We start from the raw sequence: 23190 nt of genomic DNA, 5'->3' as shown, positions 1-23190 counted from the left end.
ATGGGAAACATAATGATCGTTCCAGGCCAGGGGGATGGCGGGTACTGCTCTACCGCCGGCTTTTGGTGGTTCGAGTGCCTGTTTTCTTTCCGCGTCTGACCGGGTTCTTTTTGTGTCGTCTGCGGCGCCGGCGTTTTTTGACCGACCTTTTGAGGGCAAACCATAAGAGGGAGCTCGCTGCGCCCAACAAAAGGGCCATGAGCAAGGTTCGAGACGGCGTATCGAAGACATCCCGGCTCCCGGTGGCCGGGGCGAGGATCAGGATCCAACCTGCCGCCAAAAGGGCCGCTCGCAGAAGAAACTGTCGGAACGTCATGATTCGTCGAGCCCTCGGTTTCCAGGGGAGTTAAGACTCCGTGGCCGGGCCGGGTCCGGAGCTTGTATCCCGTCACCATCGGGGGATAGATCCTTTGACAGACTTTTTTCGCGCTCTCCGGTACCGCTGGATTGGACGCCAAGCTGCAGGTCTTCACGTTCCGCAGCCCCTGCATCTCGCGAAAAAGTTTCGGCCCATACCATAAGACGCCGCAACGCGTCGGGGTCGCCGGCGGGGATGCGGGCGCGGCACTGGACCGCTTTCTCACCGAAGGAGTCTACCCAAAGGTCTGTTTCTGGCCCGGCCAGGGTCCGAAGTTTTTCCCGGGCGGCGGACAGGGGACAATGATACGGGAGCCCGAGGGTGAAGGTGCTGTAGGCGGTGTCTTCGGAGTGAATCGTGACGGCGGCCACCACGGTGGTAGAATTCGGAAGAACCCGGGTGATCTCCCCATCCCGGAGAACGGTATAAAACAGGTTCAACTCCTCGACGACACCGGTGTACTCTGTGCCGGAGAACATCCAGGAACGGCAGGTGATGCGCTGGCCGAGCGTATAAGGTCTCAAGGTCATGATCACGAGGCCCGCCAAAATATTGGCCAAGGTGGACTGGGCGGCGATTCCGACGATGACGCCGGTCACCGCGCCGCTGACCAGGAGACTGCTGACCGAGGTGTTGGCCATGCGGAGGCTGAACACCGCCACGAATAAGTACGCAAATCCCGTCAGGACGTTGACCCCGAGGTTCCACATGCTGGCGTGTCGGGGCGTGTGATAGACGATGCTCATGAGGATGTGCCGCATTCGGTTGACCAGGAGAAAACCGATGACAACCCACAAGACTGCCATCCCCGTGGCAAAAACGGTGCGGTATTCCTTGGCGAGTCGGCTGGTGACGAAGTCTGACCCCAGTTCCAGCAGGACGGCCAAAAGGATCAGGAGAAAAAAGGCGACCAGGGTCTGTTTCCAAGGGAATCTAGATTTTTCCTGAGAATCGAGGGGCATCGATCAGGACCTCCTCTCTCTCCCCCGAAGGGTGCCGTACAGCGGTCGAACGGGTGGATGCCCGGAAGGGCACGGGTCTATTCTAGCAAATCGGCGCGGGGATTCTCAAAAACCACAAGGAACTCCACCGGTGGAAGAGGGTCCGGGCCTCGATTTACGCACAGAAACGCACCTGTCCTATCGGTGATTCCCGGCTTTTTTTGAGAAACCAGCCGCCGGATCCTCCCCATTTTAATGGGGAGTCAAGGCGGCCAAATCCTTGTAATCTCCTTCAATGGTACAATAAAACCGTGGCAGGTGAAGAGAATGCCAGTGGTCAAAAACATAATCTCGACCAAACAGCGTATTGGGAGATTTATCACCGGTTCTCCGGAGATGATCCGACGGACGGAAGAAATCTATCGGGCCGTCTTGGGGTTTTACCTGGACGTGATCCATGACAATCTCGACAAACTGCCCGGGTGGGACAGGAATTCCGGCACAAGGGCGCTGGAAAGACTGACGGTTCGGACAGAACCGCGAATGAACAGGAAAACCGGGAAACCATTCGGTGGCAATCCCAACCCGCCTTACCCGATCGACGCCGTTTGGCCGAAGTTTCCGGCATATCTGCGCCGGGTGATTATCGCCAAGGCGATCGGCATGGCGAAGAGCTGGCATTCCAACTACCAGCGGTGGCTCAGAAAAAAAGAAAGGATACAGAACAGAAACGAAAGTCGTGTTGCCGAAGGCAAAAAACCAATCCCTTTCGACGAACACCCGCCGAAGTATCCGGCGGCGGGCAACGTGGGCATCACCTTTTACAAAGGCGACTTCAAGAATCTTTCGCTCAAGGCCAACACGATTCAGCTAAAAGTCTGGGACGGGAGCGACTGGCGGTTCATCACCGTGGAAGTGGAACCCACCCGTCATTCAAGGAAGCTCCATCTGGATGATTCGTGGGAGATGACGGTGCCCACCGTTTATGAAAGAGAGGGTATCTTCCACCTGGTGACCGCTTTCGAGAAAAAGTCCAACGTAATGAAGTTCACCGACTACTACCGGTCCAAGAGGCCGAAGGTGCTGGCCGTGGACCTGAACCTGGGCCGCAAGAACCGGGCGGTGTGCGCCTTGGTGGGGAAGGACGGTACGGTTCACAAAGTCAGGCACATCGGCCTGACGGCGTGTAACACGACGGATGTCCACCACCTGCTGGGGCTCATTGCCCGGAACGTGAGCGGCCTGGGGATCGTCCCGAAGGGTCACCGGCCCTGCAAAAAGCTCTGGCGCAAGGTTCACGCGGCAAACGACAATTACGCCCACCATGTAAGCAAACGCCTGGTGGACCTTGCGATGGAGTGGGATGCTCGGGTCATTGTGTTCGAGAACTTGAAGCACTTCAGGCCGGACAGGAACAAGCACGGTTCGGCCAGGATGAGGCAGAGGATCGGTTACTGGCTGCACCGGAGGGTGATGAAATACACCACGTACAAAGCAAAGGCACGGGGAATTCTGGTTGCTCTTATCTCTCCGAAGGATACCAGCGCCCGGTGTTCGCTGTGCGGCTCGCTGGAGACTTCGAGGGCCGGCAACATCTTGGCGTGCAGGAACTGCGGCACCGTTCACAACAGCCACGTGAATGCCGCCATCAACATCGGCATGGCCTGGTTCATCCGGGAGGAAAAGCGGTTGCAACAAAAGAGCGCCTAACCACATTGCGAAAGCCTGCGACTCCCGAAAGGGAGGGGTCGCCTGCGGGACGACGTTCCCGGCAGGTGTCCGGGAATCCAGGAACCCGTCCAGCCTAAGGGGTCAGGAAAGCCTGGGCGGCAGCCCCGCTGCCGGATGCCGAGGCTTCTCCCGCGCCTATGGATGGATGCCCACCACTTCAGTGGGGGGAGGATTCACATTCGGCCCGATCTTTACATAAGTTTTAAAATGCGTTCATGTTGCGTTTAGATCGGGCCGCTATACTTGGGGACGAAATGATAATAAGGAGGAGCGCACAGCATGCAAATTGTGAAACGGGTTTGGAAGCCCTTTGGGGTTCTTGCTCTCACGGCCACTTTGTTGGCCGGGTGCGGAAGCAGTGCCACCCCGGGCAACACTAATCAAACCGGTGGCGGCCAGTCGAATCAGGCCAAGGTCCAATTGACTGGTGCTGGATCGTCCTTTGACTTCCCGTATTTTTCCAAGGCCTTTGCGGAATACAAGAATACTCATCCCAATGTCGAAGTGAATTATCAGTCTGTGGGCAGCGGAGCCGGAATCGAGCAGTTCACGAAACAGTTGGTTGATTTTGGCGCCACTGACGTGCCGCTCAACAAAGATGAATACGCCAAAGCCAAAGCGGCGGGTGGCGATGTGGTGCAGATCCCGGTGGCTTTGGGCGGTGTGGCCCTGGCGTACAATTTGCCGGAGGTCACCCAGCAACTCAAGATGACCCCGGATGTTGTGGCGAAGATTTTCCTCGGCAAGATCAAAAACTGGAATGATCCCGCGATCCAATCGTTGAATCCAGACGTCAAGTTGCCCGACACCCCGATCACCACGGTTCATCGGTCGGACGGCAGCGGCACGAACTACATCGTGACCGACTATCTGAGCGCCGTGAGCCCGGAGTGGAAGTCCTCGATTGGCAAAGGTAAATCGGTTCAGTGGCCTGGCGGCCTGGGCGCGAAGGGGAACGAAGGCGTGGCCGGCCAGATCAAGCAGACCACCGGTGCTTTCGGATACGTGGAGTTGGCTTATGCGCTGGAGACCAAGATGAGTTATGTGGCCCTGCAGAACAAGGCGGGCAAATACGTGGCTCCAACCTTGGAATCGGTCACCGCGGCGGCCTCCCAGTTCCCGAACGTCAGCGCGGATAACTTCTCCATCGTGAACGCGCCGGGAGACGGCAGTTACCCCATCGCCGGGTACTCCTGGGTGCTGCTCTGGAAAGACCAGAAAGACGCCAACAAAGCCAAGACTTTGTTGGACGTGATGAAGTACGTGGTGACCGACGGCCAGAAGTTGGCGACCACCATTCAGTACGCTCCCCTGCCGCAAAATGTGCAGGAGATGGCGGTGGGGCTGTTGAAGCAAATTACGGCAAGCGGCCAGCCGGTGTTGCAATAACGATCGGACGCCTGAGGCAGGGTTTCGGCAGCGGTGATCGGTGCCTAAGCGGATCGTGCGGCGGACGGGCGGGAGGACGTTCTCGTTCGTCCGCCGTTTTTTTGACGGTGAACACCGTTCGATCCGAAAGTTCCTTCGCTGTGACGTGGACGTCATCTTTTGGCGCGGGGTGGTCGGGGTGAAATGGGGTAAGGGGTTTTCGTCGCTACGCTGGCGGCTGTCTGCAGTGACAGGTCTTTTGCTGTTGGTTGCACTGGGATGCTTGGGCGTTCTCTCGGTCATCTTGGTCAAACAGGAGGCCCAGCATAGAGCGGCGGAGGAGACCACACAGATTGTGGGGCTCTTGGTGCAGTCGGGGAAAGAACTTCAAGACGTGGCGGTACAAAGGGCGAATCAGGGGTATCAGCAAGCCAGTTTTTTGATCTCGCGCCTCCGGGCCGATGAGGGAGCCCCGGCGGCCCGGGATGACGGCCTTTACTTCGGCAACCAAAAAGTAAGCGGAAATGAACAGTTCTTGGCCCAGCTCACCCAGTTTACGGGTACGGATGTGAGCATCGCGGTGCGTCGGGGGGATTCTTTCGTCCGAACGCTCACCTCGTTAAAGGACGGCCAGGGACGGGTGTTGGGAGAGGCGCCCCTGTCCCCCCAGGAACTTCAGTCTCTCAGACAAGGGGCCTACTACTCCGGAGTCGTCATGATTCAAGGGCGGCTGTATCAAGTATACGACATGCCCTTGGCCGATGATCGAGGGAACGTGGTGGGCGCCATCGGTATTGAGGTCGCCCTGCAACCGTATATGGACCGGCTGGCCGATCATATCCGGAGTGTACATATCGGTTCCCGGGGATATGCTTTTGCGCTGAAGGCGGGCGATGGGGCCACAGGCGGTCAGGCCCCGACATTCGCGGTCCCGCCCAGCGGCATGCCCATGCCCCCCGGCGATGGTTCATGGTTGCAAAAGATGGTGCAGACCGGTCGCGGAACGATGGAATATCAGTGGGCTGCGCCGGGGGAAGGGGTTGAAGCGCATTTTGCGGCCTATGATACGGTTCCCGACTGGGGCTGGGTCATTGCGGCTGGCGGGCCGGTCTCGGACCTGACCCAGGGGGCCGCGGTGCTGGAGCGGACGTTGCTCGTTTCCACCGCGGTGCTCTTGGTGATTTCGATGGTGCTCAGCGCCTTGACCGCCGGAGGGTTGGCTCGGCCGATTCAGCTGGCCGCCCGGGGGATCCGCCGGGTGGCCCGGGGGGAGTTGCGTCTCTCTGACATGGAGAGAACGAGAATGAAGCGGACAGCTCTGCGAAAGGATGAGGTAGGAGACCTCGCCAGGGGATATCTGGTGATGGTGGAAAAGTTGACTCAGGTATCCGCGCGCCTTCGGGAGGCGGCCCACACTCTGGGTACAGGAATTGGTCGGGCGAGAGGCAGTACCTCCACGGCCGAGGAGGTGGCGGTCAGCCTTTCCTTGTCGACGGAACAGATTGCCGCGGGTGCGGCTCATCAGGCGGAGCAGGTGGCCCGGGCTCGGGAGGAACTGGAGGTGCTGGCCCAGCTTTTGGCCGGCTGGGAGGCGCAGTTTCGCGGGGTGGTGAAACAGTCCGTCGAAGGCCGGGGCGTGGCACAGGATGCTCGGGCGACCATGGAGGCCTGGGAGAGGAGCTGGCAAAGTCTCGTTGCAAAGATGGAAGAGGCCAGAGCCCGTGTGGGCCGCCTGGCCGACCACAGTGTGGTCATCTCCGAGGCGGTGGAGATGGTGAGCAAGTTGGCGCGCCGGACCGAGCTCCTGGCGCTCAATGCCGGGATCGAGGCCGCCCGGGCCGGGGACGGGGGTCGGGGATTTGCGGTAGTGGCGGAGGAGATCAGAAGTCTCGCGGAACAGAGCCGGGAGAATGCCGCCCAAATTCAGCGGCGAGCGGCGCAGGTCGGGGAGGATGCTGCCGAAGCCCGCCAGGCGATGGAGGAAAGCCGTCGGGGCCTGGTTCAAGGGGTGGAGACGGCCGGACGCGCCAAGAGGGCGTTTGACGAGGTGGTGGCGGCTCTCGGCGGGGTGGCGACCCGGATCGAAGAGATGGCCGGCGTCCAGACGCAGATGGCCGTCGCCCGGGAGTCCATGGTGGAGAACATGCGGGGGGTGCTGGAGGTCGCTCGGGAGACGTCGGCGGCCACCCAGGAGTTGTCGTCGGGGTTCGGGGAGCAACACCACTTGTTCCATCTCTTGCAACAGGAGATGAAAAATCTGGAAGGCCTCGGCGTGTCCTTACTCGACGTGATCTCGTTTTGGGGATTGCAGAACACGTCCTCATCGATACCGTCCGCATCTCCCCCGGATTCCGAGAATGCGCAACAAACGGGGTCTGAGCCGGACTCCGGGGTGGGGGAGAATACGGCGGCCACTCGGGAAGTCTCCTCCGCAGAGATCGAGGTGCCCGAGCCGGGCACGGGAGGGTCTATCCCGGTTGAGGAGCCTGGTGAGCTCGTGGCTAGAACCTAACCGGCGAGTGCCCGGTGCCCGGAGCCGGCGTGGAAGGAGATCCGCCGCTCATTCATCCGCCGGGTCATTTCCCGGCACCGCCCTCCCGGTGATCAACTTGTAACCGACCCCGCGGACCGTTTTGATCAATTGGGGGGAAGCGGGGTTCGGTTCGATCTTGTTTCTCAAGTGGCTGATGTGCACATCCACCACCCGGGTGTCGCCGGTGTATTTAAATCCCCAGATATGATCGAGGAGGGTGTCCCGGGTGACCACTTTGTCGGCGTGTTCAGCAAGATGGTGCAACAGTTGAAACTCTTTTAAGGTCAGGGAAACATCCTGCCCGAATACGGTCACGGTATGTTTGGCCAAATCAATGATGACCGGTCCCGCGTGGAGCACGTCCGCAGTGCGCTGCTCCCCGTTGCCGGACAGTTGGTACCTTCGGAGGACGGCCCGAATCCGGGCCGCCAGTTCCCGGGGGCGAAAGGGTTTGGTGATGTAGTCGTCGGCGCCCATCTCCAAGCACAGGACCCGCTCCACTTCGTCGTCCAGGGCGGTCAGAAAAATAATCGGGATCGTGATTCCTTCTTGCCGGAGAATTTTACAGATGTCCAATCCACTCATGTCTGGAAGCATATGATCCAGAATAATGAGGTCCACCGGCTCCCCCTCCCGGAGGCGCTGAAACACCTCTTCGGGGTGGGTTGCGGTTTCGGCCACATATCCGGCTTTTTCAAGATGAAACTGCAGGACCGCGAGGATCGCTTCTTCGTCATCGACCACCAGGATTCGCTCCACCTCGGCCAGCCTCCCAGAACGAAACGTGCTTGTGTCTTCTTATTGTAATAGTTTTATGTTGTCTCGTTGTGAGATTTGTATAGATGGTCTGTAAAATTGTATTTACCCAAGGTTCACATTCGGTTCATGATCTATTTACGTTTGTTCGATAGACTAAAAGCAGTGTGCCGCCGGCTGTGCACGGTAGGTGGCGGCGCGGGGAGGAATGGTCATGGACGCCTTGCCGGCTGCGGGTGAAGTCAAAATCGATGTGGAACAATTGAATCTGTTCTATGGATCGGCGCAAGCGTTGTTCAATGTATCGATGGGCGTCCACCGGAGGGCGATCACGGCCCTGATCGGCCCGTCCGGGTGCGGAAAATCGACGTTTCTCCGCACGTTGAATCGAATGAACGACCTGATTGCCGGGGTGCGTATCACCGGAACGGTGCGAATCGACGGGATAGATATCTACGGGCCGCGCATTGATGTGGTGGATTTGCGAAAGCGGGTGGGGATGGTGTTTCAGCGTCCAAACCCGTTTCCGATGTCGGTGTACGACAATGTGGCTTACGGGCCGCGCATCCACGGTACCCGGAGCAAGAAGAAGCTGGACGAGATTGTGGAGCGTTCCCTGCGCCGGGCGGCCCTTTGGGACGAGATCAAAGATCGACTCCACGAGCCGGCCCTGGGCCTTTCCGGGGGTCAGCAGCAACGACTGTGCATTGCGAGACTTTTGGCGGTGGAACCGGAAGTGGTGCTCATGGACGAGCCGACGTCCGCCCTGGACCCCATTTCGACTCTTCGAATTGAAGAATTGATTACAGAACTAAAAGAGAGTTATACTATTGTGATCGTAACCCATAATATGCAGCAGGCGGCCCGGGTGTCGGACTACACGGCGTTTTTCCTGAATGGTGAACTGGTGGAGGTGAATCGCACGGACGAATTGTTCACAAAACCCCAGGATAAACGCACGGAGGACTACATCACCGGCCGCTTCGGCTGAAAGGAGGCGACCGTGGTGGATACGCGCAGCGGGTTTCACGAAGAGTTGGAGTCCCTGGAGCAGAGTCTTTTGGCGATGGGCGGGCTGGTCAGCCAGGCCGTGCGCGATAGTGTAACCGCCTTAAAAGAGCTGAACCAGCCTTTGGCGGAGCAGGTGATCGAACGGGATGACCAATTGGACGACATGCAGGTGGAGATCGAAAACCGCTGTTTGCGCCTCATTGCCCTGCAGCAACCGATGGCCGGGGACCTTCGGACCATCGGGACGGTGCTGAAAATGGTCACCGATCTGGAGCGGATGGGGGACCACGCGGTCGACATTGCCCGGACGGCGCTGAAATTGTCCGGGGAGACGTTGATCAAGCCCTTGATCGACATTCCGCGCCTGGGGGAGATCGCCCAAGAGATGTTGGGTATCGGCCTCCGGGCCTTTGTGGACCGGGATGCCGAACTCGCCCAGACGTTGGCCGACCGGGATGACGATGTGGATCACCTGTATAGCCAGATTTTTCGAGAACTCCTGGTTTTGATGATCGAAGATCCCTCTACGATTCGCCAAGCAACCCAACTCCTGTTTGTGGCCCAGAGCTTAGAGCGGGTGGCGGACCACATCACGAACATCGGGGAATGGACCATCTACATGGTGACGGGAGAGCGTCGAGACCTCAACCTGTGATGGGACGCTAAAGGAAAGGATGTCGAGCGGTGGGACGACTGCGGTTCTTGTCGCGCCAAGCCGACACGTTGTTTCGGGTCGGCGTGTCGGCTATGGCGATCCTTTTGCTCTTGACGGCAGCAGCTCTCGTGGTGTTGCTGGCGATCCAGGCGATGCCTTCGTTCCGCGAGTTTGGACTGGGCTTTTTTATCGGGCGGCAGTGGGACCCGGTCAACAATGAATTCGGGGCGCTGCCCTTTGTTTACGGCACCGTGGTTACATCATTGATCGCCCTGATTTTGGTGATTTTCGTGGGCATCGGATCGGCGATATTTCTGACCCAGTACCTCAAGGGATGGCTGTCATCGGTAGTGGGCTTTATCATTGAGCTTTTGGCGGCAATTCCGAGCGTTGTATACGGATTATGGGGGATTTTTGCCATTGCGCCGTGGATGCGCACCAGCGTGGAGCCTTGGCTCGGGGCGCACCTGGGATTCTTGCCCTTGTTTCAGGGGACGCCCTACGGGGTGGGGCTGCTGACGGCCGGGTTTATCCTCGCGATCATGATCCTGCCGACGGTAACCTCCCTTTCCCGGGATATCATGGCCGTGGTCCCCTCGGCGATCAAAGAGGGGGCACTGGCCCTGGGTGCCACCCATTGGGAGATGATTCGTTCCACGGTGTTGCCGTACTCATGGCCGGGGATCATCGGCGCCTTAATGTTGGGGCTCGGAAGGGCTCTCGGGGAGACGATGGCGGTGACGATGGTGATCGGCAACCGTCCGGAGGTGTCCGCTTCTCTGTTTGCACCGGGTCACAGTATGGCGAGCGTCATCGCCAACGAGTTCACCGAGGCCACATCACACCTCTATCTGTCGGCTCTTTCGGAGATCGGGTTTACGCTCTTTATCGTGACGGCCCTGTTTAGCCTGTTGTCCCGTTGGCTGGTGGTCAGGCTGATGGCGAGGGCCGGAAGGGAGGTTTGAAGGTGGGGAGGCACTTGCGACGAAAGGTGGCCAATGTCCTGGCCGCAATCATCAGCGCCCTGATGGTCATTCTGGCGGTCATACCTCTGTTTCACGTGTTGTTTTACGTACTCGGGCACGGGTTGCCGGGGTTGTCGTGGACATTTTTCACCAATATCCCCGCCCCCACGGGGGTACCCGGGGGAGGTATGGGCAACGCCATTCTCGGCTCGCTCATCCTGGTGGCCATTGCGTCATTGGTCAGCGTGCCCCTGGGAATTGGGGCGGGCATTTTTCTGTCGGAGTGGGGGAGGGGGCGCCTGGGGGATTTGGTGCGCTGGGTGGCGGACATGCTTTCCGGGGCTCCTTCCATCGTGGTGGGGCTATTCATCTATAGTATCGTCGTGGTACCCATGCAGGGGTTTTCGGCCCTGTCCGGAGGACTTGCTCTGGCGGTGCTCATGATGCCCACCGTGGCGCGAAGCACGGAGCAGATGCTGCGCATGGTGCCGGTGGCGCTGCGGGAGGGGTCGCTGGCCCTCGGGGCGAACTGGGCACAGACGGTGTGGCGGGTGGTCATGCCCGCGGCCAGGAGGGGAATTTTGACCGGCGTGATGCTGGCAGTGGCCCGGGTGATGGGGGAGACGGCGCCGCTGATTGTAACCGCCTTCGGCAGCGGATTCTGGCCGTCGAGTATCTTCAAACCCATTGCCGCCGTGCCACTTCAAGTGTTCGTGTACGCGATTTCGCCCTATCCGGACTGGCAGCAGCAGGCCTGGACCGGGGCCTTGACGCTAGTGTTGATCGTGCTGGTGATCAACATCGTAGCCCGGGTGGCTTTGAGAGACCGGATGGGCGTTGGGCGATAGGGTGGGGGACAAGCCGCGGCGGCCCGTGGTACATGACGACTGAGGAAAGTACCGTGCGGCGAGGAGCGGTGAGCTCAGATGCGGCCTATGTCCAAGCATGTCGACTCGACCGTCAGCCCTCAGCCCGCGTGTGTAGTCCAAAAAAATGTTGGGCGCTGAGAAGGTTTGCCGGTGCGGGTTGCAGGTCGCTCACGCACGGTTTCGAGACGGCTTCTATATGCATTTGTTATGAATCTTATAATTTATTTTTTATATTACATTGGCCGCCTGTTGTGATAGTATAACCATTAAATACGGAATATACCCAGAGGGGTGGCGATCAACAAAGCTTTGTTGGCGGCGCCCTGTAGGGGAAGGAGGGATGAGCATGGGGGAAAGCGGTCAAGGGGGAGTTGCTGAAGTCTTTCCCGATCAGATGTTGACGGAGCGTCTGGCAGATCCACATACTATCGACCAACTGACTCGACTTCTCGATAAGTTGGATCAAGTGGTGTTTTTGCTTGACGTGCTAGAAGATTTTTTGCGCCGAGGCCCGGAGCTGGCCGACTCGATCAATGACATGGTGGTCCTGGCCCGGCAGAGTTTTGCGGATGCAAAGGGAACTATGCGTTGGCAGAATGTGCTGTATGCGGCTCGGCGTATTCAAGAGTTTCTCGATTCACCCCAGGTGATGTCTTTGACTGGGTCCGACGTGATGGATGTTCGTTCAATCCGCGTGGTCGGAAAGATGGCTCGGGCGATGATCCAGGCCTCCGAGGATGTCTCAAAAGGTGGACCCAAAAGGGTCGGACTTGTTGGACTGATGCGCGCTCTCGGAGATCCCGAAGTGCAACCTGCTTTGAACTTTGTTATTAACTTCGCTCGAAACCTGTCCCGGGAGTTCAATCATGCATGAGCTTTCCATCGCTCACAGCCTGGCGGAACTGGCCCTGGAAGAAGCGGAAAAACTGGGCGTACGGCGGCTGCGGGCGGTTTATTTAAGGCTGGGTGTGCTCTCCGGTATTGTCAAAGAAGCCCTTCAGTTTTGCTTCGACGTCGTGGTGCAGGATACCCCAATGGAGGGGGCCGAACTGATCATCGAAGACGTTCCGGTGGTTGTCTACTGTCCCCAATGCCAAGAAGAGCGCACACTGCCGGAGCCATTACCCATGCGTTGTCCAGTTTGCGGAACGCGGACCGCGGAACTGTTGCATGGGAGAGAGGTGGAGCTTTATAGTTTGGAGGGAGAGGAGGGAGATGGAAAGGATGCCTCGGATTGTCGAGATCAGGCAGAACGTGCTCAAGAAGAACGATCTGTTGGCGGGGGAACTACGCGAGCGTTTTCGTGAAGCCGGCGTTTATGTGGTGAACTTGGTGTCCAGCCCGGGGACCGGGAAGACAGCGTTGCTCAGAGAAACGCTCCTCCGCCTCGGCGAACGTTATCGCGTGGCGGCGTTAGTCGGAGACTTGGCTACGGAAAATGATGCGGAGCGTTTGCGAGAGAGCGGGGCATTGGTGCGTCAGATCACCACCGGAACGGTTTGCCATCTCGAGGCGGATATGATCAGCCGAGCGCTTGACGGGTGGAATCTGGCCGAACTCGATTTTCTCTTTATAGAGAATGTCGGCAATCTCGTATGCCCGGCGAGTTATGATCTGGGAGAGCATCAGCGTGCAGTCCTCTTTTCTGTCACAGAGGGAGAAGACAAGCCGTTGAAATATCCGACGATTGTCAACAGTGCCGATGTTGCCGTCGTTACGAAGATCGATTTGGCTGAAGCGGTTGGATTTCAGCGGGATCGTTTTTATGAAGGGTTGCATCAAGCCAGGCCCGGGATACAGGTGTTTGAGGTGTCCGCTCGGACTGGGGAGGGACTGTCCTCTTGGCTTGCGCACTTGGAGTCCGGAAAGGCGTCTATTCAGAAAAGGGAGATCACGCATCGTTAATCGATCCATACCGTGATTTCGCTCGGTGGTGTTCTCGAGTCGAGCCGTACCATCGTGTGTAGAGGGAACAGGTCTTCTCGGGTGTCGGAGGGGCGGTGAACGCTTGTGCCGATTTGTGTCACAGTGCTGTCCAGTGTATCGTCCTGAACCTTGTTGGAGGTGGGGAGAGAGATGGCCAACGTGCTTTGGATGCACGGCGGTGCATGCAATGGGAACACGCAATCCTTTTTAAATGCCGAAGAACCCACGGCTGTGGATTTGGTGACCGATTTTGGCATCCGTCTGTTGTATCATCATTCCCTTTCCATGGAATTCGGCAATCAAGTTCATCAGATGCTTGATAGTGTACTTGCTGGAGCAATTCCGTTAGATATATTCGTGTTTGAAGGAACAGTCATCCAGGGTCCCAACGGCACCGGCCACTACGACATGTTTATGGATCGCCCGAAGAAAGATTGGGTTTGGGAACTCGCCCACATGGCCCAGTACGTGGTGGCCATCGGCGACTGCGCCTGTTGGGGCGGGATTCCGGCGACCAAGCCCAATCCCAGTGAATCCGTTGGATTGCAATATCTCAAGGGGGAGAAAGGCGGTTTTCTCGGAGCGGATTTCCGCTCCAAGGCGGGGCTGCCGGTCATCAACATCCCCGGTTGTCCGGCCCACCCCGATTGGGTCACTCAAATCCTCGTCGCCGTCGCCACCGGGCGGGCGGAGGACGTCATGTTGGATGAGTTGCAACGTCCCCAAACATTCTTTAAGACCTTTACCCAGACGGGATGCACCCGCGTGCAATATTTCGAATGGAAAGAACCCGTGGAGGAATTCGGTCAGGGCACGCGAAAAGGTTGCCTGTTTTATGAGCAGGGCTGCAGGGGGCCGCTGACGCATTCCCCGTGCAACCGCATTCTTTGGAACCGGCAATCGTCCAAAACGCGGGCCGGAATGCCCTGCGTGGGGTGTACGGAACCGCAATTTCCGTTCTTTGATTTGGCTCCGGGAACGGTCTTTAAGACGCAAAAGGTGCTGGGAGCCATCCCCAAGGAAGTGCCTCAGGGCACCGATCCGCTCAGCTATTCCGTTCATGCGGCGGTGGCCCGGGCCGCGGCGCCGAAATGGGCCAAAGAAGACATGTTTGTGCCGTGATGAGGTTGTGTTCGGCTTTTTAAACCCGGAGGGACGACGGCGTCGATTGATTGAGCCATTTCAAGCGGGGTGAATCGATATGAGCAAATCCATGACCCAGGCGGGCAGGAAGATGGAAACCAAAGTTCACGCGCTGGGGCGTGTGGAAGGAGATCTGGACGTCAGGGTGGCGATTGAGGACGGCGTGGTGGTGGATGCCTGGACCGAAGCCACCATGTTCCGGGGTTTTGAAATTATCCTCAAGGGCAAGGATCCCCAGGCGGGGCTCATCGTGACGCCGCGGATCTGCGGCATCTGCGGAGGGAGCCACCTCACCAAAGCGGTGTATGCCCTGGATACGGCGTGGCACACCGAGGTCCCGCCCAATGCAACCCTCGTTCGCAATATCGCCCAGGCATCGGAAACGCTGCAGAGCATTCCAAGGTGGTTTTATGCCCTTTTTGCCATCGGCTTGACCCACAGAAAGTATGCTTCCTCCAAGCTGTACGACGAGGTCGTTCGCCGCTGGGCGCCCTTTGAAGGCACGAGCTACGAGGCCGGAGTGGCGGTGTCGAGCAAGCCGGTGGAGATTTATGCCATTTTCGGGGGTCAATGGCCGCATTCGAGCTTCATGGTTCCCGGGGGTGTGATGTGCGGACCGACGCTTTCGGACGTCACGCGTTCCATCTCCATCCTGGAATATTATCGGGAAGCCTGGCTGGAGAAGGTGTGGCTGGGGTGTTCGCTGGAGCGGTGGTTGGAGAACAAGACGTGGAAGGACGTCCTCAACTGGTTGGATGAGAAACCGGAACATCGCGATTCGGACCTGGGCTTGTTTATCCGGTACAGCATGGATGTGGGTCTCGACAAGATCGGCGGCGGTCCGGGGCGGTATCTGGCGGCCGGGAGCTTCTTCAATCCGGAAAAATACCGCTACCCGAGCATTGAGGGGCGCAACGATGCGCTGATTGCCCGTTCCGGGGTATACGACGGGGAGAATTTCCACGACTTTGATCAGAATAGAATTCGGGAGGATCATACCCACTCGTTCTTCCGCGGCGGAGCGTCGCTCCATCCGTTCGAAGGGCTGACGGAGCCGCTCGATCCGGTGGCGGCACAATCGGAGGGCAAATACACGTGGGCGAAAGCGCCCCGGTACGATTTGCCCGGGGTAGGAGAGGTCTCGCTGGAAGCGGGTCCGCTGGCGCGCCAGGTGGTGGCGGGCCGCCCGGGGGCTCAGTCGTGGCAAGACTACGATCCGCTGTTTTTGGACATCGTAAAGGAGATTGGACCCAGCGTCATGGTGCGGGTTTTGGCGCGCATGCATGAATCGGCAAAATACTACCTGCGCGTGCGGGACTGGCTGCGGCAGATCGATCTGAATGAGAAGTTTTATATCAAACCGCAGGAATTGCCGGAAGGGCGAGGATTCGGGGCGACGGAGGCGGCGCGCGGCGCGTTGGCCGACTGGATTGAGATCAAGGACGGCAAAATTGAAAACTACCAGGTCATCACACCGACGGCCTGGAATATCGGCCCGAGAGATCGCCACGGCAATCGTGGACCGATCGAGACGGCGATGATCGGCACTCCGGTGAACGACCCCGATGATCCGGTGGAATTGGCCAATATCGCCCAAAGTTACGATTCCTGCCTCGTGTGCACGGTTCACGCTTACGATGCCAAAACGCACAAACAGTTGGCACGCTATGAGGTGGGGCCGGTTTCTGTAGCCCCCGGGGCATCCGGCGCTGTTTACGTGCGAAAAGCGTGAGGTGATGGAGAGGGTGACGCTCGTCATCGGTTGTGGCAACTTACTTCGGAGCGACGATGGAGTGGGCCCTCTGTTGGTGCGGAAGATCTGGGATTTGGGGCCGCCTCCCGGCGTTCGGCTCGCCGACGGCGGTACCGCCGGTATGGATGTGGCTTTTCAGATCGGAGACGCTCGAGAATTGATCTTGGTCGATGCCTGCAAGACGGGGGCTGCGCCGGGCACCGTTTTCGAGATCCCCGGCGAGGAGGTGGAAACGCCTCCTCTGACGGCGGTGAACCTACACGATTTTCGCTGGGATCACGCCATTGCTTTCGGCCGTTGGCTGCTGAAAGATCGATTCCCGGAAAAAGTCACGGTTGTGCTCATTGAAGCGGAAACGCTGGAGCCGGGTGTGGGTCTCTCTCCGGCGGTGGAAACGGCGATGGAGCGAGTGGCGGCGGATCTGATTCGGCGCTTGGGAGGCGAAAACCGTGAAGGTTGAGATTACCCCGACCGGATATGTGTATCTTTCCGCCGAAGAGGCGACGCGGTTCCCGACGGGAACCGCCATCGCCTTGGTGCGCGGCGGAGAACTGTGGCTGATGCCGGTCAGCCACCCGGGCGCCGGCGGGCTGTTGTTGAAGTGGCGCAACGCCCGGGGGGATCGCAGTCTTTTCGTCGAAGAGCTGTTGCCCGAAGGGGTTGAGCCGGGAATGCGCGAGGCGTCGTGGGATGGCGAGCGGGCCGCCCTGCGCATCCCGCTCGGGCTCCCCAGGCCCGCGGCGAAACCGTAGAGCCGGCGTGTGGCGGCGGCAAAGGGGGGAGAACATGTTACGTCCGCAGGCGATTGGCGTTTTTCCCGGAACGGCGGGTTTCTTGATGTTGCCCCCCGTTCCGGAAGCCCAAACGTTGATGCCCGCACTTTTGCGAGGGTATCTTCCGGAACGGTGGCCGGAGGAGTGGGAGTTTTTCTCTCTCGGTGTGAGCGGGGCCAGCGTCGAAACCATCCTGCAAGCTGTGCCGGAAGGTCCCGAAGGGATCTACAATCGCTTCATCCTGCAGCCGGAGGCGGACGTTTACGGATGGGCCAGGGAACGACTGGCGGGCGATTATGTACTGTTGTTGGATGCGGTGGCCTGGCAGATGGGCCTGTGCCCGGAGCCGCCGAAACTCCCTGAGGCGGACGGGGAAATTCGCGCGTTTGTCTCAGCCGCCCAGGGGTACTACGCCATTCATCGCGGAAGTTGGGAGGCGGGGTTGGAGCGGCTTCAGGCTGCGGCGGAGGCGGCGGAGGGGGTTTCCCCGGTTTTTGCCGCCCGTCTTTATACCGAATGGGCCGCCTCCAAGCAGATGCGGGGAGATGACGAGGAGGCGGTCATCGCCGCCTACCGGAAGGCGCTCGACCTGATGGAAGGGACGGCATTCGGCGAAGTGCGGGCGGAATTGTGGTTTCAACTGGGAACGGCGTATCAGGAGCGGGCGGACGGCCGCAAGGGTTTTTTGATGAAAGCGATGGAATGTTATCACGAGGCGCTCAAGGTGTTCCGGCGGGAGAGCCACCCCGATGCGTATGCCATGGTCCACATGAATTTGGCCCTGGCGTATCTGGCGATGCCGTCCACGGACCGCGGATCGCGTTTGCGCGCCGCGCTCGCCGTCCAGGGATTGCGGGAGGCGCTGCGGATCTTTCAAAAGGACACCCATCCGGATCTTTGGGCGAGTGCCACCATGAATTTGGCGAACGCCTTACAGCATGTGTCCACCTCCCATCCCGAAGCGAATCTTTGGGAAGCGGTGGCTCTGTACGAAGAGGTGATGGAGGTGCGCCGGGAGGAGGACGACCCGGTGGGATATGCCCGGATCCTGGCGAACCAGGGGAACGCGCTGGCCCACCTGGGAGCTTTCTCTCGAGCGGTTCCGCGGTTGGAAGAAGCCCGCCGACGCTTCCTGGAACATGGGGAAGAGGATGCGGCCGGGGCGGTGGACGGCATTCTCCAGGAGATCCGGCGCCTACGTCAACAATCGGAGGGCGATGCAGCGGCCGAAAAAGGGGAGGTGCGCCGTGGAGCCCCATGAGCGGCAATATCTTGATGTCCTGTTGGCGATGGCCGTGGATCAGTTTGCCGAGCGCATTGTTCAACGAAACGGGGGCGCGGTCCACGCACTGAGCCGATTGCGGTCCGATCCCCAGGGGGAAGGCATCTGGGTGGGGGAGTTTGTCGACGCGTTTTTCCGGGACAGTCTGCTCGACACGCCGGCCGGATCGTGTCTCATTCTCCAAGCTTTCGCCAACCGCCGCTGGGAGGCCGGGGGTGTTGATTCGGAGCCGACGACGATCGGCGAGATGGTGCAACGCGCGGCAAAGACAGCGTTCGGAGCATTGTTGCTGCAGAAAACGGAAGAGGCGTTGGAGCGGACCCTGGTCTTCGGAGGTGACTGAGGATCGCGATGCAACTCGATGATTTCGGTGTTTTGGCCGCCAATGTGGACCGTGCGGCGGAAGCGATCCAGGGGTTGTCCGAGGATGCGCGGCAAAAGGCCATGGAGATGAAAAAGGCCATCGAAGCTTTTCATGAACATGCCCTGCGCCGGCTGGTGCGCACCCTGCGGACGACGGAGTCCGGCAAAGAACTGTTGTTGCAGGCGGTGGAGGATCCCGCTGTTTACGCCATGTTTCTGATGCACGGCATCATCAAGCAGGATCTCTTCACCCGGGTGGCCGCCGTTCTGGAAGAAGTGCGGCCCTACATGCGTTCTCACGGCGGGGACGTGGAGCTGGTGAAGGTGGAGGCGGATGTGGTGTACGTGCGCCTTCACGGAGCCTGCTCGGGGTGTTCTCTCTCGGCACTGACGCTGAGGGACGGCGTGGAAGAAGCCGTGAAGGCCCGCGTTCCCGAGGTCCGGCGCGTCGAGGTGGCTGAGGACGAGACGGTGGCGGGATTCATTCCTTTAGATGACGTCGACGGCCTGGGGAACAGCGGCTGGCTGGAGGGCCCGCCGGTGGAACTGTTGGCGGACGGTCGGCCCTTCCGATTCGAGCAGGGGGGCCACAATGTGCTGTTGATTCGCGTGGGGCCGAAGATCATGGCGTATCGCAATCAGTGTCCCCACATGGGGATGCCGCTCGACAAGGGCCTGGTGGAGGGGGAAGTCCTGACCTGCCCGTGGCACGGGTTCCGCTATGACCTGTCGACGGGAGAGTGCCTGACGGCCCCTCATGTGCAGCTGGAACCGTTTCCCGTGCGGGTGGAGGAGCAGCGGGTATGGGTACGCCCCGGTTGACGGCGGAACCGTTGCGGTGGTTGGGGGCCCCGGCCCCGGGGGGGCTGGCGCTTCCGGCCGCCCGCCCGAACCGGGTTCAGCTCTATGCGCCGCGGGGGGTCTATGTGGATGATCGCGCCGTGGTGGTGGCGGACACGGGCAATCATCGGATTCTCATCTGGCATGGATGGCCGGAAACGGACCATCAACCCGCCGACGTGGTGGTGGGCCATGCCGATTTCGAGGCGGAGGGACCGGGCCTCCTGCACCTTCCCACCGGGGTGGCGGTGGTGGAGGGACGGCTGTTTGTGGCGGACGCTTGGCACCATCGCATCCTGATTTGGGACGCCCTGCCCGAGAAAAACGGCCAACCGCCGGACCGGGTCTTGGGTCAGCCCGATTTGGATTCCACGGAGCCCAATCGGGGGGCAGAGGCGGGCCCCTTGGGGTTTTATTGGCCGTACGGGTTTGCCTATGTCAACGGATGGTTCTATGTGGCGGACACAGGCAATCGGCGGGTGCTCGGCTGGCGGGGACTGCCGGACGGCCACGGCCCCCCCGATCTGGTATTGGGCCAGCCCGATATGTACAGCCATGCGGAAAATCGCGGCCGCGGTGTCGGTGCCGACACTTTTCGTTGGCCCCATGCGGTGGTGGGAGACGGCGCCACATTATACGTGGCCGATGCCGGGAATCACCGGGTTCTCGGCTTTACTCCTCCGCCGGATGCGGACCGACCCGCGGATTTGCTCCTCGGCCAGGAAGGCTTTGACCGGGCCTTCGAGCTTCCCCATATCCCCCAAGGCCCGCGGCGGCTCCGCTTTCCATATAGTGCGGCCTTATGCGGCGAGCACTTGGCGGTGGCGGATACGGCCAACAACCGGGTGCTCCTTTTTCCCGGACCGCCCCGGGAGGGGATGTATCCGGCCGCAACGGGTGTGATCGGGCAAAGCAATTTTGACGATTCCGGAGAGAACCGCTGGCAGGCGGTGAGACGGGATACCCTTTGTTGGCCTTACGGCCTTTGGTGTCACAAGAACCTGCTGGCCGTCGCCGACTCCGGCAACAATCGCGTGTTGGTGTGGCGGCTGGCACTGAGTTGAAGGAGCGCGGATGCAGTTCCGCCGGGCCGCGACAAGCCGTGAAAAAAGGAGGAACAATCGCCCATGTGTTTGGCCATACCGGGTCGGATCGTGGAGTTGCTCGATGAGGAACAGCAATACGCTGTGGTGGATGTGTCAGGAGTGCGCAGAACCATCAATATCGGGTTGCTCCGGCACGAAGGGATGCAGCTGGGTGAGTGGGTGCTGATCCACGTGGGCTTCGCCATGAGCAAGATCAGTGAGGAACAGGCGGAAGAACAGATCCGGCTGCTGACGATGTTGGGGGAAGCGGCACAGGCCGAGGAAGAGGTTCGCGGATACCGTTTTGAAGAGATTGCACCGGGCGGGTTGGCGTCCGGGGAGGACATTCCGGATGCCGAGGAAAGGAATGTTCGATCATGAAGCCATTTCCGAGTCCTGAATGGGAACGGTTTGGAAGCGCCACATTGGCGGAGGACGGCTGTGCCGTGTGCGGCGACGTGGCCGTTCCCGTGCAGGTGCTGGAGGTTCGGGGGAATGAAGCGGTGGTGGAAGACCGCAAGGGGCAGCGGGCCGAGGTGGCGGTCGACTTTGTGCCCGATGTCCGGGTGGGCGAGATTCTCCTGGTTCACTTGGGTGTGGCCATCGGTCGGGCCTTGGAGGTGCATGTGGAACCATGAAATACGTCGATGAATTTCGCGATCCGGAATTGATTCAAAAAACCGCTGAGGAGATCCGGCGCGCGGTGGACCCCAATCGTCATTATCGGTTGATGGAGGTGTGCGGAGGGCACACATTTTCCATTTATCGTTTTGGATTACAAAATTTGCTTCCGGATAACATTGAGCTCATCCATGGGCCGGGCTGCCCGGTCTGCGTTCTTCCGATGGGGCGCATGGACGACGGCTTATCCATCGCCGAGCAGCCGAAGGTGATTTTTACCGCGTTCGGGGACGTGATGAGGGTGCCGGGGCGCCGGGGGAGCCCCTTGGAATTGCGCGCCAAGGGAGCCGATGTGCGCATGGTGTATTCTCCCTTGGATGCCCTGAAGCTCGCTCTCGAGCACCCGGATCGTCAGGTTGTGTTTTTTGCCATTGGTTTTGAGACCACGGCGCCGTCCACGGCACTGACCCTTCTCCGAGCCCGGGAGACGGGGGTGCGCAATTTTAGCGTTTTTTCCAACCACGTGCTGATCCTGCCGGCCATTCGGGCCATCTTGGACTCCCCGGACATGCGCATTGACGGTTTTATCGGCCCCGGCCATGTGTCCAGCGTCATCGGCGCTCGTCCTTACGAGTTTGTCGCTCGGGAGTACGGCAAGCCGGTGGTCATCTCCGGTTTTGAACCGCTGGATTTGCTGCAATCCATTCTGATGTTGATCCGGCAGTTGCGCGAAGGGAGATCCGAGGTGGAGAATCAATATGCCCGGGTGGTTCCTTGGGAGGGCAATCGCCCGGCCTTACAAGCGATGGCCGAAGTGTTTGAAGTCCGGCCGTTTTTTGAATGGCGCGGCCTGGGATTTATCTCGCAATCGGCCTTAAAACTCCGAGAGGCGTTTGCTCCCTGGGATGCCGAAATGCGCTATTCCGTCCAGGGGGTTCGGGTGACCGATCCCAAGGCGGCGCAGTGCGGAGAGGTGCTGAAAGGAGTTCTCAAGCCTCATCAATGTAAACTCTTCGGCAAGGAGTGTACGCCGGAGCATCCCGTGGGCGCTCTGATGGTGTCGTCGGAGGGTGCCTGTGCAGCCTATTACCACCATGTCTACCTGCGTGAAGCGGCGGGGGAATGATGGGGAGAAGGGCAATACGATAAGGGAGGCAAGGCGTATGCACAGCGGCACCGATATCCGTTATCCCTGGTGGCCTTATGCGCTCGGCGTCGGGATCCTTCACCTGCTGGGAGTTCTCTTGTTGCTGGTGGGTGCCGGCCATAATCCGGCCGTGCTGGGGATGGGATTCCTGGCTTACACCTTCGGGCTTCGTCACGCTTTTGACGCCGACCACATCGCCGCCATTGACAACACGGTGCGGAAGTTGGTCCAACAGAGAGAAAATCCCTCCGGCATCGGATTTTATTTTTCTCTGGGGCATTCCACGGTGGTTCTCATCGCCGCGTTGGCCACGGCACTGGCGGCGCACTGGCTGCAGGAGAAGATACCCGCCTTTCAGGAAGTGGGCGGGCTGATCGGCACTCTCGTGTCGGGAATTTTCCTTGTGGTCATCGCTGCGGTGAACCTGATGATCTGGATGGATATCTGGCGGCTTTTCAGGTCTTTGCGCCGCGGAGAGGAGCAGCCGGGTTCCCTGGATGCGCTGCTGATGAATCGCGGGCTGGTGGCCCGGCTTGTCAAACCTCTCTGGCGGTTCATCGGCCGCTCTTGGCACGTCTACCCCCTGGGCCTGCTTTTTGGGCTGGGATTCGACACGGCGAGCCAGATCAGCCTGCTGGCCCTCTCCGCCGGAAGCACCACTTCCCTCTCCTGGTCGGGCATTCTCGCGCTTCCCCTGCTGTTTGCCGCCGGCATGAGCCTGATGGATACCGCGGACGGAGTGTTTATGACCCGGGCGTACGGCTGGGCCCTGTCCACGCCTTTGCGAAAGCTTTACTACAACCTGACGGTGACCGGGCTTTCGGTGGCAGTCGCGCTGGTGATCGGCGGGATCGAATTGCTGCAGGTCATAGAGGAAAAACTTGAGTTTCAAGGGCGATGGTGGGATTGGCTCCGCAACCTGGATCTGGGTGGGCTGGGATATGTGGTGATCGGGCTGTTTATTGTGACCTGGGCGGTCTCCTACGGCGTGTGGAAGGTGGGGCGGTTGGAAGAACGGTGGGGAAACAGCAGGTGATCGTTTTCCCCGGTCCACTGCGGCGGCGGGGGTG

24 protein-coding genes are annotated in these 23190 nt (G+C 59.7%); 22 read left to right on the top strand and 2 right to left on the bottom strand.

Going from position 1 to position 23190, the window contains the following annotated elements; all coding sequences use genetic code 11:
* Positions 1-312: 312 nt before the first annotated feature.
* Complete coding sequence (locus BTUS_RS17010; protein ID WP_013076479.1) at positions 313-1320, bottom strand: mechanosensitive ion channel family protein; 1008 nt, start codon at positions 1318-1320, stop codon at positions 313-315.
* 306 nt (positions 1321-1626) lie between these two features.
* Here BTUS_RS17010 and BTUS_RS12720 point away from each other — a divergent pair, with 306 nt between their 5' ends.
* The 3 genes from BTUS_RS12720 (at position 1627) to BTUS_RS12710 (ending at position 6910) form a co-directional block, all read left to right on the top strand.
* The gene (locus tag BTUS_RS12720; protein ID WP_013076478.1) at positions 1627-3009 is read left to right on the top strand and encodes a zinc ribbon domain-containing protein; all 1383 of its coding nucleotides are present in this window, start codon (positions 1627-1629) and stop codon (positions 3007-3009) included.
* Positions 3010-3309: 300 nt separating this feature from the next.
* Positions 3310-4419: a phosphate ABC transporter substrate-binding protein PstS gene (gene pstS, locus BTUS_RS12715; RefSeq protein ID WP_013076477.1), complete on the top strand. Its 1110-nt coding sequence runs from the start codon at positions 3310-3312 to the stop codon at positions 4417-4419.
* Positions 4420-4459: 40 nt separating this feature from the next.
* On the top strand, positions 4460-6910 hold the full coding sequence (locus BTUS_RS12710) for a methyl-accepting chemotaxis protein (RefSeq protein WP_013076476.1): 2451 nt from the start codon (positions 4460-4462) through the stop codon (positions 6908-6910).
* Positions 6911-6958: 48 nt separating this feature from the next.
* On the opposite strand, the gene BTUS_RS12705 is transcribed toward BTUS_RS12710, so the two are convergent.
* Entirely contained in the window at positions 6959-7690 is a 732-nt protein-coding gene (locus tag BTUS_RS12705; protein WP_013076475.1) for a response regulator transcription factor, read from the bottom strand.
* A gap of 211 nt (positions 7691-7901) precedes the next feature.
* Here BTUS_RS12705 and pstB point away from each other — a divergent pair, with 211 nt between their 5' ends.
* The 19 genes from pstB to BTUS_RS12610 all read left to right on the top strand — a co-directional run bounded on the left by pstB (position 7902) and on the right by BTUS_RS12610 (position 23156).
* Positions 7902-8678, top strand: coding sequence for a phosphate ABC transporter ATP-binding protein PstB (gene pstB, locus BTUS_RS12700; RefSeq protein WP_013076474.1), 777 nt, complete (start codon positions 7902-7904; stop codon positions 8676-8678).
* 15 nt (positions 8679-8693) lie between these two features.
* Positions 8694-9353, top strand: a complete 660-nt coding sequence (gene phoU, locus BTUS_RS12695; RefSeq protein ID WP_013076473.1) for a phosphate signaling complex protein PhoU — start codon at positions 8694-8696, stop codon at positions 9351-9353.
* 29 nt (positions 9354-9382) lie between these two features.
* On the top strand, positions 9383-10318 hold the full coding sequence (pstC, locus tag BTUS_RS12690) for a phosphate ABC transporter permease subunit PstC (protein WP_013076472.1): 936 nt from the start codon (positions 9383-9385) through the stop codon (positions 10316-10318).
* 14 nt (positions 10319-10332) lie between these two features.
* Entirely contained in the window at positions 10333-11166 is an 834-nt protein-coding gene (gene pstA / locus BTUS_RS12685) for a phosphate ABC transporter permease PstA (protein ID WP_218917968.1), read from the top strand.
* A gap of 361 nt (positions 11167-11527) precedes the next feature.
* Positions 11528-12061 (top strand): DUF1641 domain-containing protein, encoded by a 534-nt coding sequence (locus tag BTUS_RS12680; RefSeq protein ID WP_245543310.1) that lies wholly within the window; start codon positions 11528-11530, stop codon positions 12059-12061.
* Complete coding sequence (gene hypA, locus BTUS_RS12675) at positions 12054-12494, top strand: hydrogenase maturation nickel metallochaperone HypA (protein ID WP_052300633.1); 441 nt, start codon at positions 12054-12056, stop codon at positions 12492-12494. The genes BTUS_RS12680 and hypA overlap by 8 nt, the downstream gene beginning before the upstream one ends.
* The gene (gene hypB / locus BTUS_RS12670) at positions 12412-13092 is read left to right on the top strand and encodes a hydrogenase nickel incorporation protein HypB (RefSeq protein WP_013076469.1); all 681 of its coding nucleotides are present in this window, start codon (positions 12412-12414) and stop codon (positions 13090-13092) included. Before hypA ends, hypB begins: the two co-directional genes overlap by 83 nt.
* A gap of 171 nt (positions 13093-13263) precedes the next feature.
* A complete protein-coding gene (locus BTUS_RS12665; RefSeq protein ID WP_013076468.1) occupies positions 13264-14235 on the top strand; it encodes an NADH-quinone oxidoreductase subunit B family protein in 972 nt (323 codons plus the stop codon).
* A gap of 79 nt (positions 14236-14314) precedes the next feature.
* Positions 14315-15988, top strand: coding sequence for a nickel-dependent hydrogenase large subunit (locus BTUS_RS12660; RefSeq protein WP_052300632.1), 1674 nt, complete (start codon positions 14315-14317; stop codon positions 15986-15988).
* Between the two features lie 13 nt (positions 15989-16001).
* Positions 16002-16469 (top strand): hydrogenase maturation protease, encoded by a 468-nt coding sequence (locus BTUS_RS12655; RefSeq protein ID WP_013076466.1) that lies wholly within the window; start codon positions 16002-16004, stop codon positions 16467-16469.
* Positions 16459-16761 carry a hypothetical protein gene (locus BTUS_RS12650; RefSeq protein WP_013076465.1) on the top strand — a complete coding sequence of 101 codons (303 nt, stop codon included), beginning with the start codon at positions 16459-16461 and terminating at the stop codon, positions 16759-16761. The genes BTUS_RS12655 and BTUS_RS12650 overlap by 11 nt, the downstream gene beginning before the upstream one ends.
* A 34-nt stretch (positions 16762-16795) precedes the next feature.
* Positions 16796-18043, top strand: coding sequence for a tetratricopeptide repeat protein (locus BTUS_RS12645; protein ID WP_013076464.1), 1248 nt, complete (start codon positions 16796-16798; stop codon positions 18041-18043).
* Positions 18030-18407 carry a hypothetical protein gene (locus BTUS_RS12640; RefSeq protein WP_013076463.1) on the top strand — a complete coding sequence of 126 codons (378 nt, stop codon included), beginning with the start codon at positions 18030-18032 and terminating at the stop codon, positions 18405-18407. The genes BTUS_RS12645 and BTUS_RS12640 overlap by 14 nt, the downstream gene beginning before the upstream one ends.
* Before the next feature lie 8 nt (positions 18408-18415).
* Positions 18416-19249 carry a NifU family protein gene (locus BTUS_RS12635; RefSeq protein ID WP_013076462.1) on the top strand — a complete coding sequence of 278 codons (834 nt, stop codon included), beginning with the start codon at positions 18416-18418 and terminating at the stop codon, positions 19247-19249.
* On the top strand, positions 19231-20331 hold the full coding sequence (locus tag BTUS_RS12630) for an NHL repeat-containing protein (RefSeq protein ID WP_013076461.1): 1101 nt from the start codon (positions 19231-19233) through the stop codon (positions 20329-20331). The genes BTUS_RS12635 and BTUS_RS12630 overlap by 19 nt, the downstream gene beginning before the upstream one ends.
* A 63-nt stretch (positions 20332-20394) precedes the next feature.
* Positions 20395-20733 carry a HypC/HybG/HupF family hydrogenase formation chaperone gene (locus BTUS_RS12625; RefSeq protein WP_013076460.1) on the top strand — a complete coding sequence of 113 codons (339 nt, stop codon included), beginning with the start codon at positions 20395-20397 and terminating at the stop codon, positions 20731-20733.
* On the top strand, positions 20730-20990 hold the full coding sequence (locus tag BTUS_RS12620; RefSeq protein ID WP_013076459.1) for a HypC/HybG/HupF family hydrogenase formation chaperone: 261 nt from the start codon (positions 20730-20732) through the stop codon (positions 20988-20990). Before BTUS_RS12625 ends, BTUS_RS12620 begins: the two co-directional genes overlap by 4 nt.
* On the top strand, positions 20987-22099 hold the full coding sequence (gene hypD / locus BTUS_RS12615; protein WP_013076458.1) for a hydrogenase formation protein HypD: 1113 nt from the start codon (positions 20987-20989) through the stop codon (positions 22097-22099). The genes BTUS_RS12620 and hypD overlap by 4 nt, the downstream gene beginning before the upstream one ends.
* 37 nt (positions 22100-22136) lie before the next feature.
* Positions 22137-23156: a HoxN/HupN/NixA family nickel/cobalt transporter gene (locus tag BTUS_RS12610; RefSeq protein ID WP_013076457.1), complete on the top strand. Its 1020-nt coding sequence runs from the start codon at positions 22137-22139 to the stop codon at positions 23154-23156.
* The last annotated feature ends 34 nt before the right edge of the window (positions 23157-23190 follow it).

It is taken from the genome of Kyrpidia tusciae DSM 2912 (genome assembly GCF_000092905.1).
GTDB classification, from domain to species: domain Bacteria; phylum Bacillota; class Bacilli; order Kyrpidiales; family Kyrpidiaceae; genus Kyrpidia; species Kyrpidia tusciae.
Note: the sequence above shows the minus strand (reverse complement) of the source record. Positions and strands in the feature narration are given on the sequence as shown.

Bases quoted from the DNA above. Each gene is read 5' to 3' on its own strand.
- BTUS_RS17010 (WP_013076479.1), bottom strand. From the start codon at position 1,320: ATGCCCCTCGATTCTCAGGAAAAATCTAGATTCCCTTGGAAACAGACC.
- BTUS_RS12720 (WP_013076478.1), top strand. From the start codon at position 1,627: ATGCCAGTGGTCAAAAACATAATCTCGACCAAACAGCGTATTGGGAGA.
- pstS (WP_013076477.1), top strand. From the start codon at position 3,310: ATGCAAATTGTGAAACGGGTTTGGAAGCCCTTTGGGGTTCTTGCTCTC.
- pstB (WP_013076474.1), top strand. From the start codon at position 7,902: ATGGACGCCTTGCCGGCTGCGGGTGAAGTCAAAATCGATGTGGAACAA.
- BTUS_RS12680 (WP_245543310.1), top strand. From the start codon at position 11,528: ATGAGCATGGGGGAAAGCGGTCAAGGGGGAGTTGCTGAAGTCTTTCCC.
- hypA (WP_052300633.1), top strand. From the start codon at position 12,054: ATGCATGAGCTTTCCATCGCTCACAGCCTGGCGGAACTGGCCCTGGAA.
- hypB (WP_013076469.1), top strand. From the start codon at position 12,412: ATGCCTCGGATTGTCGAGATCAGGCAGAACGTGCTCAAGAAGAACGAT.
- BTUS_RS12665 (WP_013076468.1), top strand. From the start codon at position 13,264: ATGGCCAACGTGCTTTGGATGCACGGCGGTGCATGCAATGGGAACACG.
- BTUS_RS12660 (WP_052300632.1), top strand. From the start codon at position 14,315: ATGAGCAAATCCATGACCCAGGCGGGCAGGAAGATGGAAACCAAAGTT.
- BTUS_RS12645 (WP_013076464.1), top strand. From the start codon at position 16,796: ATGTTACGTCCGCAGGCGATTGGCGTTTTTCCCGGAACGGCGGGTTTC.
- BTUS_RS12635 (WP_013076462.1), top strand. From the start codon at position 18,416: ATGCAACTCGATGATTTCGGTGTTTTGGCCGCCAATGTGGACCGTGCG.
- BTUS_RS12630 (WP_013076461.1), top strand. From the start codon at position 19,231: ATGGGTACGCCCCGGTTGACGGCGGAACCGTTGCGGTGGTTGGGGGCC.
- BTUS_RS12625 (WP_013076460.1), top strand. From the start codon at position 20,395: ATGTGTTTGGCCATACCGGGTCGGATCGTGGAGTTGCTCGATGAGGAA.
- BTUS_RS12620 (WP_013076459.1), top strand. From the start codon at position 20,730: ATGAAGCCATTTCCGAGTCCTGAATGGGAACGGTTTGGAAGCGCCACA.
- hypD (WP_013076458.1), top strand. From the start codon at position 20,987: ATGAAATACGTCGATGAATTTCGCGATCCGGAATTGATTCAAAAAACC.
- BTUS_RS12610 (WP_013076457.1), top strand. From the start codon at position 22,137: ATGCACAGCGGCACCGATATCCGTTATCCCTGGTGGCCTTATGCGCTC.